This window comes from Rhizobium ecuadorense (assembly GCF_001187535.1).
GTDB classification, from domain to species: Bacteria; Pseudomonadota; Alphaproteobacteria; order Rhizobiales; family Rhizobiaceae; genus Rhizobium; species Rhizobium ecuadorense.
Window position 1 is genome coordinate 1 of record NZ_LFIO01000681.1, and the last position, 249, is coordinate 249.

Genomic DNA, 249 nt, shown 5'->3' on the forward strand with positions numbered 1-249 from the left:
GGGTCCTCGTAGACCCGGCCTATAAGGGTCGTGTTGCCATGGACGACGACGCCATCATCAATGTCGGTGTCGGCGCGCTGATGAGCGGGCAGGACATCAACGATCCCAAGGATCTGGCTGCTGTCACGGCCGCGCTGAAGTCCATCAAGCCGAACGTCAAGTTGCTGTGGTCGACGGAAGACCAGTGGAACAAGTCGTTCGCCGCCAAGGAATTCGACCTGTCGCTGTTCTGGTCGGGCGGTTCAGTAC

The 249-nt window shown here is 59.8% G+C and carries 1 protein-coding gene; it reads left to right on the forward strand.

Annotation, left to right across the window (positions count from 1 at the left end; translation table 11 throughout):
• Positions 1–249: extracellular solute-binding protein (locus tag AF337_RS12855; protein WP_152971045.1), on the forward strand; the 249-nt coding region annotated here is incomplete at both ends.